Genomic DNA, 15,370 nt, shown 5'->3' with positions numbered 1-15,370 from the left:
CGCCGCCGCCCGCACCGCCCAGGCCGAGGACACCCGCTGGCAGTGGGCCTGGGAGAACGCGGCCACCACGCCCGAGGGCTCCACCTGGGACCCCTCCCAGCGCGGCCTGGTCGCCGGCTACGACCTGCTCGCCGACCACGTCCGCACCCTCGACACCACCAGCGGTGTACCCACCCCCGACCAGTGCTGGGCCGCCGACCCCAACGGCCGCGCGCTGCTGCACACCGTCGCCGACCACCTCACCGGCCACCTCGGAGCCAGCCCACTCACCCACTTCGGCGACGCACTGCTGATCTCCTTCATCCGGAAACTCGCCAAGAACCGGCGCGACAAGCTCCCCGGCCACCTGCAGATCCACGGCCTGATCGCCGCGCTCAAGGCCGCCCGCTCCAAGCACCAGCTGCTCGCCCTCGCTACCAGCCCCGACCTGGGCATCGTCGTGCCGGCCCGCGCGGAGGCCCACCGCCTCGACACCGTCCCGGCCGGCCGAGACCCCCTGACCGTGAAGGTCGCGCAACTGGCCTGGCTGCTGGCCGCCCGCCCCGACGCCCGCGCCCACCTCCTCCTGGTCGACGAAGACCCGGACGGCGCCACCGCCCGCGCAGCACAGCAGACCATTGCCGCACACCCACAGGTCCGCGTCACCATCACCACCCGGCCCGACACCGCCAGCGCCAAGGGCGGGGCCGTGCTGTGGGGCCTGGGCCAGCTGCGCGAGGCCGGGCACACCACCCTCGCCTACACCGACTTCGACCTGACCTACCCGCTCGACCAGATCGGCCTGCACCTCGCCGCGCTCGCCCACCCCGGCGTCGGCGCAGCCGTCGGCTCCCGCCGACTGCCGGACTCCCACGGCTACTACCCGCCCGCCGGCCCCACCCCCGTCACCCGGCTCTACCAGCAGGCCGTCGCCGAACTCCTCCAGCTCACCGTCACCGACCCCCAGGCCGGCTTCAAGGCCTTCACCACCACGGCCCTCGCCCGCGTCCTGGCGGACGTCGCCGACCACGGCATGTCCTTCGACACCGAGCTCCTCGCCCTCGTCCAGCGCACCGGCCACACCCTCGCCGAGATCGGCGTTGCCGCCCTGCACCGCTGGGTCGACGGCCAGCACGGGGCCGCCCGCGACTACGACCAGATGCTGGCCACCGTCCGCGACCAGGCCCTGCGCCACGGGCCCGACCCCGCCACCCGCCCCACCCCGGTCCTCGACCGCATCCAGTCGGCCGGCTCCCTCGCCCAGGCCGCCGCCCGCCCGGCCCCCACCGACGTGACGATCATCCCCCCTCCCCGCTGACCCGCAACCGTCCCCGCCAAGGGCCGCCAGCGCCAACCGCGCTGGCGGCCCTGCCAGTTGACCGCGACACCCGCCACCAGCGAATTCGGGCAATCCCCCCAGCAGGTGCGTAGACTGGCACGCCTACCGAGCAACCCCCGACGAAGGGTTCAGTGCGTGAGGGCCGTCATCGCCGCCGCCGGCATGGGCACCAGGTTCTTCCCCATCGGCAAGACCATCACCAAGGCGATGCTCCCGGTCCTGGACCGGCCCGTCCTCGCCTACGCCATTGCCGACTGCGTCGCCGCCGGAGCACGCGAGATCGCCATCGTCACCGCCCCCGGCGAAGCCGGCCGCCAGATCCGCCACTACCTCAGCCACGACCCGGAGCTCGAGGACTACTGCGCGGCCAGAGGCTGGCAGGACAAGTACGGCCCCGTCGCCCACCTCCACCGCCAGGCCGACTTCACCTTCATCGAGCAGCCCCGCGGACCGGGCGACCGCTACGGCACCGCCGTCCCGGCCATCCTCGCCGCCGACTTCATCGGCGACCACGACTTCCTCCTCGTCTCCGGCGACGACCTGCTGCTGCGCGCCGACGACGGCTTCGACCTCGCAGACCTCGCCGCCGCCCGCACAGCCGCCGGCACCCCCGGGGCGATCGCCGCCGCCACCGTCCCCGGCACCGCCGCGCACCGCTACGGCATCCTCCACCCCAAGACCAGCCCGGCCGGGAACCAGCTCCTAGCCGCCCTGGTGGAGAAACCCCCCGTCTACGAGCTGCCCACCGCCTACATCAACATCAGCCGCGCACTGCTGCCGGCCGAGGCGGTCCGCTACTTCGAGAAGCTGCACCCGGCCGCGACCGGCGAGTACCAGGCCACCGACGCCGTCGCCGCGTACGCCCGCGACCACGACCTGCTCATCCACCCCGTCACCGGCGAGTACCACGACTGCGGAAGCCCGGCCGGCCTGCTCACCGCCGCCGCGGCCGCCGCTCGCGCCCAGGGCCTGGCCGTTCCCGGAGTGTCGGCGTGAGCACCGAGACCCCCGCGATTCCCGTTCGCACGTGCGTCGCCATCGTCAACCGCGGCGAGGTCTGCCTGATTCGCCGCAGCCGGGCGGACGGCGACCAGTACTCAGTCCCCGGTGGCCTGCTTGACACCGACGAGGAGGTTCCGGCTGCGCTCGCGCGCGAGCTCAAGGAGGAGCTGGACCTCGACGTCACCACGCTGGGCGTGGCGCCGGTGCTGTGCTGGGAGCAGCACCAGGCCACCACCAGGGCGGGAGGCCTGTTCCAGCGCCGGCACCTCATCCACGTTCTCCAGGCGCCCGACCACGTCCGCGACCTGATCTCCGCCACCGAACAGGACGCCGAGGATGACACCCAGGTCGTGTGGCTCCCCACCAGCCAGGCAGCCGCCCTCCACCTCTACCCGGACATCGGCACGGCGCTCGCCGGCTTCAACGGCGTGCCGATCGACGTTGCCGAACTCCCCCCGATGCACGACGGAACCTACGCCTGGCGCTGAGCCGATTATGCGAGTGCGTCCTCGAAGGACGTGCGACTGCTGTAAGTGAAGGCGAACTCGCGTCGACTCCACTCGATGCGCGAGGCAATGGCTTCGGGGCTGGTCTGCCTCACTCCCGGTCCGGCCAGGATTGCGGCCCAGAATCGGGCATTACGCGCCTGGCGCTCGAGAATGGAGTCGACTACGACGGCGCGCTCCGGACCCTCAAGTCCGTAAGAATCGACAAGGATCTTCACCTGCTCCGCTTGTCGATCCACCGAGGTCGGCCGCTTCGACGAAATGCACCACGACCACGCCGCGTAGCCGATGTCTTCCATGGGTGAGCCGGGGGCCGCCATGTCGAAATCAATCCATGCGACCGGCAGGCCGTCTCGAAAGACGGCGTTATTCGGACCAGGATCGTGATGACATACAACCGGGAATCTCCCCGCTAGACCGCTACCGCGTGACGCTTCGTGCATGGCACGAAGGAGTTCGCCCGCAGCTGCCACCTGGCGGTCCTCCCACACCTGGAACCGTGCTGGAACGTCGCCCGGCAGGTAACTCAGGATATCTATTCCGTCTGCCTGGCCAAGATATCTCGGCGCACCACTGAATCCCCGCCGCTCGAACAGATCAAGAAGAGCCTGGACGAATTCCGAGGAATCATTGAGGGGTCTGCGCACGGAGTTGCCGACCCGGACGACTCCGACAGTCAGTCGGCCACCGGCCAGCGGGATCGGATCAGTCACCGCAGACGCTCCCCGTGCCTGGATCGGCAGTCGACTCGCAGTCGTCATATTTCGTCATGCTGTCACATTCCATTTGTGGCTGTAACGGTCGGTCGGTAGTGGTCAGGCGGTGAGAGCGGCTGCGCTGCTGGGCACGGGCTTGGCGTGGAGGCGCGTGAAATACTCGGTGCCGATGATCCGGTCCCTTTCCGGCTCTGGCAGCCGGGCGAGGATTCCGGGCAGTGGCCTCTCTCGCTCGACCTGGCTGCGGTGGGCGAGGATCGCCGCCATTTTGGTATCCAGCCACGGGCTTACGTCGACTGCCACGTCGACCAGCTCGTCGGGCACGCTGAGCACGGACTTGTTCACCCGGGTGAGCAGCGGGCCCAGGTCCGCGACGGCCGAGTGGGGGTGGGTCGCCGTGTACAGGGCTGCGGGCTGCCAGGGGGCGCCGGCCTGTGGGTAGAGGTGTTCGAGGCCTGCGGCGGTGACGGCGAGTACGACCGCGCGGTGGGCCTGCCGGTGGTCCGGGTGCCCGGTGAGGCCGCCATAGGCGTCGTGGGTGACCACGACCTCGGGCTGGAACGACCGGATGTGCTGCACGATGTCCTCCACCACGCGGTCCATTGGGACGTCGCACAGCCGTGGCCCGGTCGAGGAGTCCGGGACGCGGTGGTCGGCGTACCCGAGGAGCCGCGGTTCTCCCGCTCCGAGGATCCCGACGGCGTCGGCCAGCTCTTCGGCGCGGTGGGTGCCGGGGGCCCAGGTCGCGGTGACTACCGCGGTGCGCGCTCCCGATTCGGCGTGCTGGGCGAGGACGCCGCCGAAAGTGAGCGCTTCGTCGTCCGGGTGGGCAGCTACAGCGAGCAGGCTCGGCATGTGGGGCATGACGGTCTCCAGGTGCATCGGGTGGTGCTGCCGGACCCGGAGGAGAGTCCGGCAGCGGTGGGGTCGCAGCGGTGCGCGCCGGCATGCTCGGCGACCAGCGGGGTGAGGTGCCGCCGTAGATCAGCCGGCGTTCTGCTCGACCAGCTCGTCCCTGGTTGCCAGCGGAAGGGTGGGCCCGGTGCGGTCGGGCCACTGGATCACCAGCCGGCAGCGCTTCTTGTCCAGCACGTGGCCTTCGGGCAGGAGGTCGTCGGGGGTGCCGGCCGGGTAGGCGGTGAGGACCGGGTCGGTGTGCTTGCTGTTGTCGTCGGCGCGCACGGTGCGGTCCCAGCTCTGCACGGTTGCCACCAGCTGCTCGGCGAGGTGCGGTCCCTGCTCGCCGAAGGCGTGGACGACCCACTCCCACTCTTTGTCCTCAGGGCGGTCGCCGTCCCGGGTCTGGACGTAGGTCAGGTAGGCCAGGGAGGCGTTGCCGAGGATCGCGGGCACGTCCTGGCCTTTGGCGATTTCGGTGACACCGGTGGCCGGGTCTCGGTGGGCGGCCAGTCGGCAGAAGCCGGTCAGCGTGGTGGCGACGTACAGCTGGAGGGAGCCGAAGAAGGTGCCAGCCCCCATGGTCACGCCGGTTTCGGTTTCGTGCCGCGGCCCGCGCAGCGCCTCTTCCAGCCCTTGTGTGGGCAGTGCGGTGCCGTGCTCGAAGCGCAGGGTCAGCTCGCCCTGGAGGAGGCCAGCGGTGGGGATGGAGCGGGCCTGCTGTCCCTGGGCGCGGACGAAACCGCAGTAGGTGAAGCCTCGGGCGTGGAGGACCTGGCCTCGGCGCTCAAAGGTGATGGCCCGGGTGTAGCCGCCGATCTCGAGCGGCAGCACCAGGCGGCCGCCTTCGGCCAGCTGCTCCCGCCAGGCCGGGGCGATGTCCCAGCAGTTGTAGGTGATCACGCTGGCGTCGAAGCCGCCGCGCGGCACAAGGTGGGCGGGTGCGCCGAGGGCGGCGTCCGCCTCGACGACGGTGACCCGTCCGCTGCCGGCCTCCGCGGTGAACCGGCGGGTGCGGCGCACCACCCACGGGTCGATGTCCACGGTGACCACGCGCCCTTCGGGCCCGGTGACGTGGGCGAGGAGTTCCGCGTTGTAGCCCCCCGAGCCGGCCTCGAACACGATCGCGCCCGGTGCCGGGTCCAGGCTGCGGATCATGTCGGCCTGGAGCCAGGCGGCGGAGACCGAACTGGTCGCCCTGCCGGTCTCGTCGCGCCGGGTGGTGACGGCCCGGTCGCCGCCGTCGTACGCGGTCGCCAGGTCGGCCTCGGGGGCGAAGCGGTGGCGCGGCACGCTCCGGAGCGCATCCTGGACCTGCTCGGAGGGGGCCCAGCCGCCGTCGACGACCGTCTGCGTCATCGCCTCGCGCAGTCGGACGGCCTGGGCCGGCTCCCCGGGCACGGGGGGCTGGTCGACCACGAGGGGGTAGGCGGTCACGGCGGGCGGGGTGGGGATGATCCCGGGCCAGACGGCGTCGAGCGCCGCCGCGGCCGGGGCGAAGATATCGCCGGCGCACGCCAAGGCGTGGAGGTCGTGCCATTCCCAGCGGTCGAACAGCGCCGGCTCCCGGACGGCCAGTTCCCCGGTCCAGCTGGTGATACGGACGACCGCCGTGAGCCTCGGAACGCCGTGGCTGTCGTCGACGAGCATCGCCAGCACGTAGGCGTCGGCCGGTGCGGCGACCAGACCCGCTTCCTCGCCGAGTTCGCGCACCGCGGCGGCAGCGAAGTCCTCGGGACCGGTGGTCTTGCCGCCCGGCAGCTCCAGCATGCCGCGCCGGGAGCGGCCGAGCAGCACCCGCCCCGCAGCGTTGGTGACCACGGCCAGCGCCCCGGTCAGGGCGTGGCCGGTGGTCGGCGACTTCTCCACCGCCAGGGCGTCGGTGTGGCAGGGGCCGCGAAGGACCAGGACGGCCAGCCCGTCGGCGTCCAACCGCTCCGCCGTCTCCCAGCCGCTGGTGACCAGGGCGATCTCGTCGTCGTCCAGGGCGATCGCGCGCCGCTCGGTCGGCGCGTGCTCGAACAGCGGGGTGATGACGACCACCGCACCGCCCTTACGCAGCCGCTCGCCCAGGCCGTGCAGCACGCGCTGGCGGTCGTGCAGGAACGGGTACACCAACCGAACGGTGATCAGGTCGTAGCCGTCCTCGCGCAGCGGGGTCGGGTCCTCGCGCTCAATGTCCAGGCGCAGCCAGCGCACGCCCTCGACATCACGGTGCTCTTCCCGGGCCCGGGACAGGGCGCTGTCGGTGAAGTCGACGGCGTCCACGGTGTAGCCGGCGCCAGCGAGGTGGACGGCCAGCTCGCCGGTGCCGCAGCCGACGTCGAGCGCCCGTCCGCCGCTCTCGGGGGCGGGAGCGTGCCTGGCCAGCAGTTCCCGCTCGGCGCGGCCGAGCGGCCTGAAACCCAGGCCGTCCGCGTAGTGCTGCTCCCACTGGTCCTGCGGGATGGTCCCCACGGTGATGCTCCTGTTCTCGGTGTTGGTTGATTGCCGGGCCGGTCGGCCCGGTCGCTCAGCGGGACGGCTCGGGCGTCTCGGGCGGCAGCCCGCTGCCGTGGGTGGCGCGCAGCTGGGCCAGGGTGCGGCGGCCTCGTTCGACGAGCTCGGGGTCGCCGTGGCCGATGCCGTACTGGATACCGGAGACAGCGTCGAGCACTTGGTGGACGACGAGGTGCTGCTCCTCGGCAGCCGAGAACTTCCTGCCGTAGCCGGCCATCACCGCCTCGGCGAGGTCCGGGCGTCCGGACCAGGCGTCGGAGAAGCGGACGAAGTCCCGTACGGCCGGGCCCGGTTCGGAGCGCTCGAAGTCGATGACGTACAGGGTGCCCGTGGCTTGGTCCCAGCGGAGGTTGCGCAGCTGGAAGTCGCCGTGGGTGGGCACCCGGCCGAGGTCCGGCAGCTGGTCGGCCTTCGCCGTGACCTGGCGGACGAAGTCCTCGTCGCCAGGGGCGAGGTGGGCGCGGGCCGCGGCCAGATGCCGCTCCAGCTTCCCGACCGCCGCTGGCACCCCGGCGCTCGGCCGCGCGGGGAGGCTGCGGTGGATCGCGGCCGCGAGCTCCCCGATGCGGTGGAAGATCCGCTGCTGCTCATCGGGCGGATGGACGGCGCCGTGCAGGGACCGGCCGGGGACCGCGGTGATGACGATGGCCCGCAGTTCCGGGTCGGCGGCAACCAGGCGGGGCGCGGCCGGGCCCAGGGCGGGCACCCAGCTTCGGTAGGCCTCGACCTCGCGGCTGTGGAAGCGGTCGCTCTGGTGGATCTTGACGAACCACTGGCCGCCGTCGGTGCCGCTGGCCCGCCAGACGCGGCTGCCCTCCCGTGCCCAGGAAGTGTCCGTCCAGCCGGTGATGCGCCCCACCGCCTGCTCGGCGAACTCCCGCACCCGTCGGTCCGGCGCATCCGGAGAAGGGTCGGCGGAGGACAGCAGGCGCAGCCGGTCCGCGGCGGGCTCGAACTCGACCTGGTCGCCCGACTCCTGGAAGTGGACGGCGAACGGCCGACCAGCCGCGTAGGCGTCGAGTCCGGCCCGGCAGTAGGCCACCATCGGGGCCGGCAGGTCAGCGAGCGGGAACCAGTCCATCGCGTCGCAGACGGCCGGCTCCATGACGCGGGGTTCGCCGCTCCAGTGCCGGACCTCGAAGAAGATCCCGATCCGGGCGCTGCCAGCCGGACTGCGGTGGTGAACGGTGACGGCGTGGCGGACGTCGGCCGAGTCGATGCCGACGCCGGTCTCCTCGCCCGCTTCGCGGATCAGCGCCGTGACGACGTCTTCGTGCGGGCCGTCGAGGTGCCCGCTCGGCAGGTGCCACAGGCCCGCGGCGTAGACCTGGCCAGCGCGGCGGGACAGCAGCACCTCGGGGCCGGCGGGCCCGTCCCGGCGCAGGATGAGGTGGACATCGACGGGCTCCTGGTGGCGCGGTGGTGCGGTCGCGGACGGGTCCGTTGGCACGGGGCGGGCTCCTCGGGAAGGGCGGTCAAGGCGGTCGGGCTGGTGCGGCCGGTCGGCCGGGCACCGCCCCGGGGGCAGGTGGTCAGCGGTCAGTCGGTGGCCGGGCCTGCGGGGCGGCCGGCCCTCGTCCGCGGGGCTGGGCGAGGCCCGCGCGCGTCACGCGGTCAGCTGAAGGTGCCCCAGCCCCTTGTCGTCTCCGGGCTTGGCCCGCGGCCACCGCTGGCCGAACGGATCGCTCGCGTCAGCCTCTTCGACGAGGGTGAGGACGGCCTCGGGGCCCTCGGTGCGGCACAGGCGCGCGATCTGAGGCCAGGTCAGGACCTGGTACTTGTCGACGGCGACCGAGATCCCGTCGGTGACGACGAGGATGTCGGCGAGCTCGTCCAGTGGCCAGTCAGCGATGACCGCGTGCTGCCCGGCCCGGGGGTCCGCGCCGGCGATCCAGTAGCCTCCGGGCGTGTTGACCGCGTCGGCCAGCCCTCGCATGATCTCCTGCATCAGCTCCCGGTGACGCTGGTCTCCGATCCGTCCGGCCCCGGACCGCAGTCGCTCCCACTGCTCCAGGCGCGCGGGGCGGTCACGGACCAGGGTGGCCAGGCGGTTGTCGGTGAGGACGCGCACCGAGCCGTCGATGCCGATCGCCGCGACCGGGCTGTCGCCGATGGCAGCGGCCTCGAACCGGGTGCCGCGCACCCGGCCGACCGTCACGGTCGCCTGTGCCGAACTGCCCGGAACAGTCTGCGGGGGCAGCTGCAGCGCCTGGGTGGTGCGGCTGATCCCGTCCGCCAGGGCGGTGCGAAGGTCGGTGCGCGGGTCGGAGGCGAGGGCGAGGACCTCGCCAGCGAGGACGTCGGCGTAGGTACCGCCGAGCACGTCGGCGCCGTCGGCGACCGTGGTGACTCCGTCGACGACGACGACCAGGCCCGGCCCGGTACGCACCCGGTCCTCGCAGGCGACGTGCGGGCTGCCGGCCCGGGTGGCGGTCGTGATCTTCATGGTGCTGCTGTGCACGGGTTCCTCCGGGGAGTCGAGGTTCGTCGTGTCAGGGGCGGCGGGCGAGCAGGACGGTGAACACGGCGTCCTCGGTCAGGGGCCCGTTTGCCGCGTAGCGGCCGAGCAGGCTCAGCGCCTCGGTCTCGAAGGCGGTGTGCCGTTCGCCGAACAGACTGGGTGCGGCGAAGCTGGTGCTGGCGAGGTAGCCGATCACCTGCTCCGGGGTCCACCGCCGGGACACGGGCAGGGCGTGCTCCTCGAGGCGGGAGAACGGCGAGTCGGCGAGGACCTCTTCGTAGCGGCGGCGCGGCCGGGTGTAAGTGCCCTGCGTGCCGGCGCGGCGCTCTTCGCCGAGGTAGCTCTGGATGAGCTCGCGCAGAGCGTCGGTCCAGGGGGAGCGGGCGGTCCACAGGCTGCCCTCGCCCATGACCGCGACGGCCGCGTCCGGTGCGGTGACCCCGTCGAGCAGCCGCAGAACCTCCGCCTGGCTCATCCAGTGGAACGCCCGGGCGGCCGTGACCAGGTTCGCCCGATAGCCGGGGTAGGGGGCAGTGAAGTCCTCGGCCGGGCAGTGATGCACGCCCAGCGGCGTGTCCCCCAGGAGCGGGCGCAGCACCGCGGTTGCCTCGTCGATCATCCCCTGGTCGGGCTCGACGACGTCGATCCGCGCGAAGGCCTGGTGGACGGCGGCGGGGACCTGTCCGGTGCCGGTGCCCAGATCGAGCAGCACCGGACGGGGCGTGCCCTGCACGGTGTCAGTCAGGAGCGTCGCGGCGGCCTCGGGCAGGCCGGGCCGGAAGGCGGCATAGGCGCTGGCTGCGCCGGGGAAGAGGGGCAAGTCCTTGGCTCCAGGTCTGTTCGGGTCGATCGGGTAGGGGCAGCGGCGCCGGCCGGTCAGGGCGCGGGGGCGCCGGGTTCGGCGGCGGGTTCCAGGGCGGGGCGGGCTGCGCCGGGAGCACCGGGGGCGGGCAGGGAGGTGAGGTGGCGGATCGGGGAGCGCCACAGCATCCACGCCGGGACGGCCAGCAGGCAGGTGATCGCGGTCAGGGTCGGGCGCAGGCCGAACGCGGCACCGGCGACGCCGGCCGCGAATGCGGCCAGCGGGCGCAGACCGAACGCCAGCCACATGCCGCTGGACTGGGCCCTGCCCTGCATCTCGGGCGGGGCGATCAGCTGGCGGATGCTGCGCAGCAGCGCGCCGCCGGCCACCGCGCAGCCGGTCTGGACGACCATCGCCGCCCCGATGGCCACCTGGCCGGCAGTGCCGGGTTGGGCCAGGAGCAGCGGGAGCTGGCAGAGCGGTGACAGGGCCAGGGCGGTGATGATGACGCGGCCCGGGCCGAAGCGGGCTGCCAGGCGGCGGCCGGTGATCCCGCCGATCGCTCCGCCGATGCCGCCCGCGCCCATGACCAGGCCCAGCACGGCGGGCGGCCAGCCGAGGGTGCGCAGCAGGAACAGGCTCCACAGCGCCGCGCAGGCGGCCATCGCGGAGGCGTTCACCGTGTTGGACAGCACCGCGGCTCGAACGAGCGGGGTGCGCAGGGTGTAGGCGAGGCCGGCCCGGATGTCGGCGATCATGCCGGTGCGCTGCCCGGGTTCGGTCCGGGCGGGCTCCGGGGTCCGGACGCGCAGCAGCAGCACGGCGGAGAGCAGGTAGGAGAGGGAGTCGGCGGCTACCGCGCGGGCGGCGCCGAGGACGCCGACCAGCAGCCCTCCCATGTTCGAGCCAGCCGTGTCCGCCAGCGAGTTCCCAGTGCCCAGCCGGGCGTTGGCCTCCACCAGCCGGTGCTGCTCGACCAGCTGCGGCACGAAGGCGGTGGACGCCGTGCTGCCCAGGACCTGGAGGGAGGCGACCAGGAACGTCACCGCGTACAGCTGGACCAGCGACGGGGCGGCGACCAGCGAGGCCAGTGGCACGGTGGCCAGCTCGCAGCCGATGACGATCGGCCGCTTGGGCCAGCGGTCGGCCAGGACTCCGGCGTGCAGGGTGAACAGCAGCGGGGGCAGGCGGCCGGCCACCGCCAGACCGGCGACCTGCATGGTGGAGGCGTGCAGCTGCAGCGCGGCGACGACCGGCACAGCCACCAGCGTCACCCCGCTGCCGGCGACCGAGATCCCCTGCCCCAGGGCGTAGTTGCGGAAGTCCGGCTGCCGCCACAGCGCACCCGGCCTGTCCGCAGCTGCGGTGCGCGGCCCGGCTGGGGGCGCGGTCACCGGCCGTCCCGGATCAGGTCGAGGATCTCCGCGGTGGGCCGGACGTCACCGAAGGAGCGGTAGAGGGTCCGCAGGGTGGCGTTGTGGACCTCGTCGCTGCCCGCGGCAGTGCCGTCGGCAGCGACGATCACCCGCAGGCCCAGGGTGAAGGCGTCGCGGGCCGTGCCGGCCACGCACACGTCGGTGACGACCCCGCACACCAGCACGGTGTCGATGCCGCGCTCGGCCAGCAGGCCAGGCAGCGGGCTCAGGCCCGGGAAGAACGCGCTGGCCGCCTCCTTCTCCACGAGCAGGTCGCGGTCCTCGTCGACAGTGAACTGCGGCCACAGGCGCCCGGCGAGCGGGCCGCTGCCGCCGGAGGTCCGGAACATCTCCGCCACCGTAGGGCCGTAGAACTCCCGGCGGGCCGCACTCGGCTCGCCGGGGCCCGGCAGCACCCACGCCACCAGGCCGCCGGCCCGGCGCAGGGCACCGGCCAGCACCTCGATCTGCGGGATTGTCTGTAGCAACAACTTTGGGCACCAATGGAGCAAGAACTTCCGGCACCAGGGGTGACCTGGTAGGGGCGCGTGGAGGGTGGCTTCGCGCCGTTTCAGCAACTTCTTTGGGGACCACCACGATCGGGTGGTCTGTGCGGTGTCATGACGTCACGTCATGGCCGGTGGCGATAGCGTGGAGACCTCGGCAGGCCGGTGCCGCGTATCCCCGACAGGTGCGTGGCGCCTGTCGACCCGCTCGTCTCAGGCTGCTGGCCGCCCAGTGCCGGTGGTGGACTGGCCGAGCGGGCATTGGGCTCGGTCGGCACTGGGAACCCGGCCGCGCTCCCACCACGGCGGCTGCCGGCGTCCCGTCGGGAGGCCGGCAGCGGCTCGGGGGTGGAACGGGTCAGCCGGGTTAGCGGTTCTCCTGGGTCTGGTTGAAGCGGTAGGAGTCCTCGCCGGTCTCGATGATGTGGGCCTTGAAGGTGATCCGGTCGGTGATCGCCGCGCAGAGCCGCTGGTCGCGGAAGGTCTGGTCCCACTCGGAGAACGGCGCGTTGGAGGCGATGGCGATCGAGCCGCGTTCCTCGCGCTCGGTGAAGACCTGGAACAGCAGTTTCGCGCCGGCCTTGTCGAGGTCGAGGTAGCAGAACTCGTCCAGGCAGAGAAGGTCGACCCGGCCGTATCGCTGGATGGTTCGGGTCAGCTTCTTCTCGTCCGCGGCCTCGGCGAGCTCGTTCACCAGGTTCGCGGTGGTCGTGTAGCGGACCTTCATGCCGGCCTCGGCGATCGCGGTGCCGATGCCGATCAGCAGGTGGGACTTGCCGGTGCCGGAGTGGCCGATCAGGCAGAGGGGCTGCCCGGCCTCGACCCAGTCGGTCTCGGCGAGGGTGGCGACCTGCTCCGGGGTGATGTTCGGGTTGGCGTCGTAGTCGAAGTCCTCCAGCCGCTTGGGCCGGGGGAAGTTGGCCTCGCGGACCAGTCGCATCTTGCGCCGCTCCTCGCGGTCGGCGTTTTCGGCCTCCAGCAGGTCGGCCAGGAAGTCCTTGTAGCTGGAGCGGTTCTTCAGCGCCCGGGCGGCGATCTCGTCGTAGCGGGCGCGGATGGTGGGCAGGTGCAGGGCCCGGCAGGCCTCGTCGATGGCGAGGTCGGTGCCGCCGGAATCGGCGGTGCGGGGGCGGGGAACACGGGTGGCGGTGGTCATGCGAGGCCTTTCGGTCGGCGGGTCAGGAGCTGGTCGTAGGCGGCGACCGAGGGCATCGGCCGCCGTGCGGCAGGCAGTTGCAGAAGCCGCAGCATGGGCGGGGCCTGTGCGTCGGGTTCCTCCCAAGGCGCCGGTTCCTCGTCGGGCGTCGCGGTCGGGGCGGGGAACTCGCCGGCGGCCTTGCGGGCCTCGATCGCCACCACCGCGGCGCTGACCGAGCCGGCCCGCAGGGCGGCCTCGATGCCGATGTGGACGGCCTGGGCGGGCATGCGCCGGTGCAGCAGCAGGACCTCGATGAGCTCGCGAGTGCCGGCCGCTTCCCCGTGGGCGGCCCGCGCGGTGGACCAGAACGCCTCGTGGACCGCGGTGAAGGTGCCCTCCGCGCGGGCAGTGGCCAGTGCGGTGGAGCCGGGCAGCGCGCCGGGCTTGGTCATCAGAATGTCCAGGTAGTGGTCCAGGTCGTCGTGGAAGTCCCCGCGCCGGGTCAGCCGCGGGTGGCGGGCGACGACCCGCCGGCCCTCGAACACCAGCAGCTCGTTGCCCCGCAGCAGCACCCTGATCCGACCGCCGATGAACCTGGCCGGCACCGAGTAGTTGCACTGGCGAACGCCGATCCGGCTGTCTCGGCCGACCTTCGGGGTCAAGGTGATCCCGCACTCGAAGTCGTCGGCGGGCAGCGGGGCCAGCAACTCCTGCTCGGTGGTGAACTTGAAGCCGATCGAGGTCAGGTTGCCGTGGATGATCCGCTCGTCCTCGGCCATGTCGATCGCGGCGATCTTCTCGTTGAGCTCCTCCAACGAGCTCACGTCCGGGACGGGAACCAGGTGGTTGCGGCGAAAACGCCCGCCCTCGTGCTCGACTCCGCCCTTCTCGTGGGCGCCGTCGCGTCCGGGCAGGCAGTAGAACGCCTCGAACCCGTAGTGCGATCGGAAGGCGACCCACCGCTGGGACTCCTCCCGGCTGCGGCCGGTGCAGACCCGGTTGACCGCCGGCTTCAAGTTGTCGTAGCGGATATGCCGGGTCGGGACGCCGCCCAGCACCCGGAAGGCCTGGACGTGGCCCTCCATGAACGCCTCCTGGGCCTGCGAGGCGAACACCCGGTGGACCGCCTTGCCCGAGTAGGACAGCCGCAGCGTGAACAGGTGGCACTTGACCGTCACCCCGGCTAGCCGCACCCACACGTCCGCGAAGTCCACCTCGGCTTCCTCGCCGGGCAGATGGACCTGCGGCACCATCCCCTCCGCGAAGCCCAAGCCCTCGCGCTCCTCCGCCACGATCTGCGGCCGACGCTCGTTCACGTAGTTGCGCACCGTCGAGTACGACGCCTCGCGGAACCCGTACTCGCGGGCCAGCCGCTGGAAGACCCGCTCGATGGTGTGCCGCTGCTTGCGCGGCGCGGACAGGTCCGAACGCAGCATCTCGTCGATCCAGCCCTTGGCCGGGTCCAGCACCGACGACCGGCGCCAACCCGCCTTGCGCGGTACCGGCATCGCCGACTCCAATGCCGCCCGCACCGTCCGGCGTGAGCACAAGTACCGCTTCGCTAGAGCACGTTGCGAAACCTGTGGATCAACACGCCTGTCCCGGCGGATAGCTGCGAACAGCTCAATCCGCGACAAAGCCACCCCGGCCTCCCGACACGACCACGATCAGGGAGCGGCCCCGACATGGCCGCAAGATCGCTTGGGAGACACCCTGACGCCGACTCGCGTTCGGCCCACCCGATTCACTCGTTCGTGGGCGCGTTACCCACCCACCAGCAGAGTGGTCCGGAACTTCTTGCTGCACCCGTGGTGCCCGAAGTCCTTGCTCCACTGGTACCTAGAAAACCTGCTACAGACACGGGATGATGCCGCGCACGTACGGCCCGTCGAAGAACGGCACCATGTCGACCACCACCAGCGCGGTGCGGGCCGGCTCCAGCCGACTGTAGGCGTGCCGGCGTCCCCGCCGCTGCTCCTGCCGCAGGTACTCGCGCCGCGGGATCACCCAGTCGTGCACCTGGGCCGGCATTTCCGCGGCTGCCGGTTGGGCGCTCACACGCGCCCCGCTGCGCCCACGGCCTGGGCAGCCATCAGGACCGACACCACAG

At 72.3% G+C, this 15,370-nt stretch carries 14 protein-coding genes; 3 read left to right on the top strand and 11 right to left on the bottom strand.

The features are described 5' to 3' along the window. The 3 genes from BMY61_RS46905 to BMY61_RS42645 form a co-directional block, all read left to right on the top strand. Positions 1–1,297: glycosyltransferase family protein (locus tag BMY61_RS46905; RefSeq protein ID WP_075004294.1), on the top strand; the 1,297-nt coding region annotated here is incomplete at its 5' end. Between the two features lie 156 nt (positions 1,298–1,453). After that, the gene (locus BMY61_RS42650) at positions 1,454–2,314 is read left to right on the top strand and encodes a sugar phosphate nucleotidyltransferase (protein ID WP_042449586.1); all 861 of its coding nucleotides are present in this window, start codon (positions 1,454–1,456) and stop codon (positions 2,312–2,314) included. Beyond that, positions 2,311–2,808: an NUDIX hydrolase gene (locus BMY61_RS42645; RefSeq protein WP_052438822.1), complete on the top strand. Its 498-nt coding sequence runs from the start codon at positions 2,311–2,313 to the stop codon at positions 2,806–2,808. Before BMY61_RS42650 ends, BMY61_RS42645 begins: the two co-directional genes overlap by 4 nt. A 5-nt stretch (positions 2,809–2,813) precedes the next feature. On the opposite strand, the gene BMY61_RS42640 is transcribed toward BMY61_RS42645, so the two are convergent. The 11 genes from BMY61_RS42640 to BMY61_RS42590 all read right to left on the bottom strand — a co-directional run bounded on the left by BMY61_RS42640 (position 2,814) and on the right by BMY61_RS42590 (position 15,318). Then, the gene (locus tag BMY61_RS42640; protein WP_042449585.1) at positions 2,814–3,539 is read right to left on the bottom strand and encodes a phosphotransferase family protein; all 726 of its coding nucleotides are present in this window, start codon (positions 3,537–3,539) and stop codon (positions 2,814–2,816) included. Between the two features lie 102 nt (positions 3,540–3,641). Further along, on the bottom strand, positions 3,642–4,397 hold the full coding sequence (locus BMY61_RS42635; RefSeq protein ID WP_042449777.1) for a PIG-L deacetylase family protein: 756 nt from the start codon (positions 4,395–4,397) through the stop codon (positions 3,642–3,644). A gap of 129 nt (positions 4,398–4,526) precedes the next feature. Next, a complete protein-coding gene (gene fxlM / locus BMY61_RS42630; RefSeq protein ID WP_082015109.1) occupies positions 4,527–6,896 on the bottom strand; it encodes a methyltransferase, FxLD system in 2,370 nt (789 codons plus the stop codon). A 55-nt stretch (positions 6,897–6,951) separates the two neighbouring features. Next, entirely contained in the window at positions 6,952–8,388 is a 1,437-nt protein-coding gene (locus BMY61_RS42625; protein ID WP_042449583.1) for a phosphotransferase, read from the bottom strand. Between the two features lie 156 nt (positions 8,389–8,544). Further along, positions 8,545–9,399, bottom strand: a complete 855-nt coding sequence (locus BMY61_RS42620) for a PP2C family serine/threonine-protein phosphatase (protein WP_052438821.1) — start codon at positions 9,397–9,399, stop codon at positions 8,545–8,547. 31 nt (positions 9,400–9,430) lie between these two features. Further along, positions 9,431–10,219: a methyltransferase domain-containing protein gene (locus BMY61_RS42615; protein ID WP_143094821.1), complete on the bottom strand. Its 789-nt coding sequence runs from the start codon at positions 10,217–10,219 to the stop codon at positions 9,431–9,433. Positions 10,220–10,275: 56 nt separating this feature from the next. Further along, positions 10,276–11,595 (bottom strand): MFS transporter, encoded by a 1,320-nt coding sequence (locus BMY61_RS42610; protein WP_042449581.1) that lies wholly within the window; start codon positions 11,593–11,595, stop codon positions 10,276–10,278. After that, positions 11,592–12,107, bottom strand: coding sequence for a cysteine hydrolase family protein (locus BMY61_RS42605; RefSeq protein ID WP_236656067.1), 516 nt, complete (start codon positions 12,105–12,107; stop codon positions 11,592–11,594). Before BMY61_RS42605 ends, BMY61_RS42610 begins: the two co-directional genes overlap by 4 nt. A 382-nt stretch (positions 12,108–12,489) precedes the next feature. Continuing rightward, on the bottom strand, positions 12,490–13,278 hold the full coding sequence (istB, locus tag BMY61_RS42600) for an IS21-like element helper ATPase IstB (RefSeq protein ID WP_042449577.1): 789 nt from the start codon (positions 13,276–13,278) through the stop codon (positions 12,490–12,492). Next, positions 13,275–14,897, bottom strand: coding sequence for an IS21 family transposase (gene istA / locus BMY61_RS42595; protein WP_042449575.1), 1,623 nt, complete (start codon positions 14,895–14,897; stop codon positions 13,275–13,277). The genes istB and istA overlap by 4 nt, the downstream gene beginning before the upstream one ends. 214 nt (positions 14,898–15,111) lie before the next feature. After that, positions 15,112–15,318 (bottom strand): hypothetical protein, encoded by a 207-nt coding sequence (locus BMY61_RS42590; RefSeq protein ID WP_143094820.1) that lies wholly within the window; start codon positions 15,316–15,318, stop codon positions 15,112–15,114. Positions 15,319–15,370 lie beyond the last annotated feature (52 nt).

Source organism: Streptacidiphilus jiangxiensis, assembly GCF_900109465.1.
Taxonomy (GTDB): Bacteria; Actinomycetota; Actinomycetes; order Streptomycetales; family Streptomycetaceae; genus Streptacidiphilus; species Streptacidiphilus jiangxiensis.
The sequence above is the reverse complement of the archived record's forward strand: the minus strand, read 5'-3'. Positions and strand labels throughout refer to the sequence as shown.